Annotated in this window: 2 protein-coding genes; one reads left to right on the top strand and one right to left on the bottom strand. The window is 33.8% G+C overall.

What is annotated here, in order from left to right; all coding sequences use genetic code 11:
* Positions 1-437: 437 nt before the first annotated feature.
* Entirely contained in the window at positions 438-2219 is a 1782-nt protein-coding gene (locus F6K13_RS22970) for an ABC transporter substrate-binding protein (protein ID WP_240038850.1), read from the top strand.
* 474 nt (positions 2220-2693) lie between these two features.
* Here the strand turns inward: F6K13_RS22970 and F6K13_RS22965 are convergent, their stop codons facing one another.
* Complete coding sequence (locus F6K13_RS22965; protein ID WP_124144036.1) at positions 2694-3131, bottom strand: helix-turn-helix domain-containing protein; 438 nt, start codon at positions 3129-3131, stop codon at positions 2694-2696.
* Positions 3132-3814: the final 683 nt, after the last annotated feature.

Here is a 3814-nt window from a genome sequence, read left to right as displayed (position 1 = left end):
TGACTGCGTAGTTTTGCTTGAGCAACAATACTTATATGAAATACAAAAAATTGTGCTACTTACGAATCTTCCCGTCTCCCTATCAATTTTTGGTAGCAAATATTAATACCAATTACCAAAAATAATGCTATACTTCCGATGAACTTCAGTTATTAAGTAATAATAATCGTTTAGTAATGTTTATAACGATTATCGGCATTAAACCAAGATATCTTATCTCTTTTCACCCTACTCCCTACTCCCTACTCCCTACTCTCAAGGAGATGTAGCAATAATGCGTGAGATTTGGGATAACGTATTTAATATAAGTATTGTAAGAGCTCAAGCCCAACTACAAACAAAAGCTAAGAAAGTTCAAAAAAATTAATTTTATTATTCCTAAGTTTATGATTTTTCGAGTGCTACATTCTTCAATTGGATTTTTATTATGTTGTTTATTGATTTTAATAAGTGGTTGTCGCCCAATTTTATTAAATTCACAAATTAATAATAATTCAAAATTAGTTTTAGCTCTTCCTAGTGCGCCAACTACTTTTAACTACCCAATATCTCGTTCTCCATACGGAATTTTTAATTTTATTTACGAAGGATTACTATCAGAAAATGGTTTAACTGGAGAGTTACAACCAGCATTAGCAGAATCTTGGATTTTGTCTGAAGATAAAAGACGAATTATCTTTACATTACGCTCAGGATTAAAATGGTCTGATGGGGAACCTCTAACTGCTGATGATGTTGTCTTTACCTACCAAGATATTTATCTAAACAAAAAAATTCCTACTGTTTATAGAGACTTTTTAAGAATTGGTAGTAATGGTGCTTTTCCCTCTGTAAAAAAACTCGATCGACAAAGAGTAGAATTTATCTTGCCCGAACCATTTGCCCCATTTCTCAGATATGTAGAGAAATTGAAAGTTTTACCAGCTCATGTTTTGCAAGATACTGTTTTATCAATTGATGCTGATGGTAAACCCCTATTTTTATCAACCTGGGATACAAACACAGAGCCACAAAAAATCATTAGTAATGGCGCATTTAAACTTGGAGGTTACATACCTTCTCAAAGAATTATTTTACAAAAAAATCCCTTTTATTGGCGTTCTGATGGTATGGGTAATTCACTCCCTTATCTCGATGAAATTATTATCCAAATTATTCCTTCAACCGATAATCAATTGCTCAGATTTCGTTCTGGGGAACTAGATACTCTACGAGTAAATGCCGAAGCATTTCAATTACTGAAACGAGAAGAAAAACGAGGAAAATATCAGATTTATAATGGTGGTCCTCAATTTGGCTATCAGTTTGTTGGTTTTAATCTTAATCAAGCTAAAAATTCGGAAGGTAAGCCTTTTTTAAATCCTATTAAGTCTGGTTGGTTTAATAATTTGGCGTTTCGTCAGGCAGTTGCTTATGCTATTGACCGTCAACAGATAAATAATAATATTTATCGAGGTTTAGGAGCAATACAACATTCTGCTCTGGGGGTACAAAGTCCTTATTATTTATCTCCAGAAGCAGGATTAAAGGTTTATAATTATAATCTTGAAAAAGCTAGAAATTTATTGTTAGATGCTGGTTTTCAATATAATAATGCAAATGAATTATTAGACAAGGATGGTAACCGAGTAGAATTTACAATTTTAGTAAAATCTGAAGAAAAACTCAGGATAGATACAGCAGTTCAAGTCAAAGAAGATTTAAGTAAAATTGGGATTAAAGCTAATTTACAGGTACTCAATTTCAACACTGTTTTAGAAAAGCTATTACTTCGTAGAGATTGGGAATGTTATGTCGGAGCTTTTGGTGTTCCTGGTGCAGATTTTGAGCCAAATTTACTCTCTTTATTTTGGTTAAGTAATGGTTCATTTCATCAATTTAACCTTGGTGCTAAACCTGGGGAAACACTAATGCAAAATTGGCAAGTTTCTAATTGGGAGCAAGAAATTGACCGTTTATTTACTGCTGGATATCAGACGGTAGATGAGAATGAACGTCGAGAAATTTACGGTCAGTTTCAGCAAATTGTTGCGGAACAGTTACCTATATTTTTTTTAGTAAATCCTCTTTCATTGCAAGCAGTTCGCGATCGTGTAGATAATTTAAAATTTTCTGCTATTGGTGGAGCTTTTTGGAATATTGATGAATTGAAAGTTGCTGATGAAGGAGTCAGGAGTCAGGAGTCAGGAGTCAGGAGGGAAGAAGAAGGAAGAGGATAAGAAAGTTTTTCCTGAACGCTATTAAACAGACATTATATAGAACTCCTGATCGTATCTTCATAAATTTAGCAAGGAGTCAGGAGACAGGAGACAGGAGACAGGAGACAGGAAACAGGAGACAGGAGACAGGAGGTAAGAGGGAAGATGTGGGGAGAAATAATACAAAAAGCAAGGAGTCAGGAGGTAAGAGGGAAGATGTGGGGAGAAATAATACAAAAAATTCAACACTCCTTCAGATGATTTTTCCTCAAAATTGATGCGCGAAAAGAAAGGAATATCCAAAATTTATGCTCCGTTTCCAGTGTTCTATCTTGAATTTACACCTATGATCTAGCACCTAAGAACCGCTATTAAACGGACATGAAATAACGCACTATCTATATAGTAATGTGTGACGGCATCATTAATTGAGCTGTCACACGCCACTACTATGTAATAGAGTAAAAAGATTAAACGTTGGTGTATTCAGGAAATTTAAGAATTGGAACTACATCGTTTCATATATTCCCATCCACGTTGGGGAGAAACGCGATCGCGTCCAATAGTCTTCGCAATCCATTCTGCCACTTTCGGTCCAGTCCAGGTTTCTTGGTCTGTGGGTGGATTTTTGAGTGCTATGCGTAATTGTTCTTGTTGTTCTAGTGTCAGTAAAGCATGAGAAGGATAAAATTTCCTGGTTTTCCGTCGATTCAAAATGGCATTTGGTCCTTGTTGATTGTAATTTTTTACTATATCTTTAGCATAATCATAGTTAAGACCCAAAGCTTTAGCTGCTTCTTTAATCGTCCACTTTTGAGACACTAACCACAAAAGGTGCCAGCGCCGAGATTCTACTCTATCTCTAGTTTGGAGATAACGTGTTTTGATTTCTATTTCACTCAGGTGAGATTTTAGATAGGCTTTTTTAGGCATCTTTTTCTACTTTATCAGGGAGTAATAAATATTAGTAGCTCGACTCTGGGAAGCAATAGAACTCTGTTCTGCTCAACGCAATTGCTATCCCAGAAATAGATGACCCTGTAAAGTTTAAATCGACCGTTACAACTTGAGATGATTTCTTAGTTAAGGTAGTAAACCTTTTTGAGCAGTTTAACCGTAATTTTTAATTTACGGACTAACACTTAATGTTAGAAATATCTGTTGATTTTATTAACTTTGCAGTTGTATTGTTTACGGTTTAGTTACTTATCTACATATACTATATCATTTTATAATATCTGTGTAAATATATAAAAGACTTAATTCAGATAATTTTTTAACTTCACGAAATCTTTACTTTTTTTATGAAAATCTTTACAAAATCTTGATAATATTCAACTCAAATTATGATTAAAATAGAATTTTAAGCATTTGATATACAAATTTAGTTGAGTATATAAAATCTGATCCCTGTTGAGAATATGGATCGATTACGCTAGTTTTATGAAGTAATTTTATCTGCTGGAAGTAGCGGTTAGTGAGTAATTAATTTTCTGTCTTGCTCTTCTAATTCTGAAGTTATTTTTCAATTACGACGCAAATTTAAGATAATAACAGCCAGGTATTTTACCAAAACTGATTTGTTATTGGCAGTGCTTCTATTTTATGAATTGCCA

Origin of the sequence: Okeania sp. SIO2B9 (assembly GCF_010672505.1) — a bacterium.
In the GTDB taxonomy this organism is placed as follows: domain Bacteria; phylum Cyanobacteriota; class Cyanobacteriia; order Cyanobacteriales; family Microcoleaceae; genus Okeania; species Okeania hirsuta.
The sequence above is the reverse complement of the archived record's forward strand: the minus strand, read 5'-3'. Positions and strand labels throughout refer to the sequence as shown.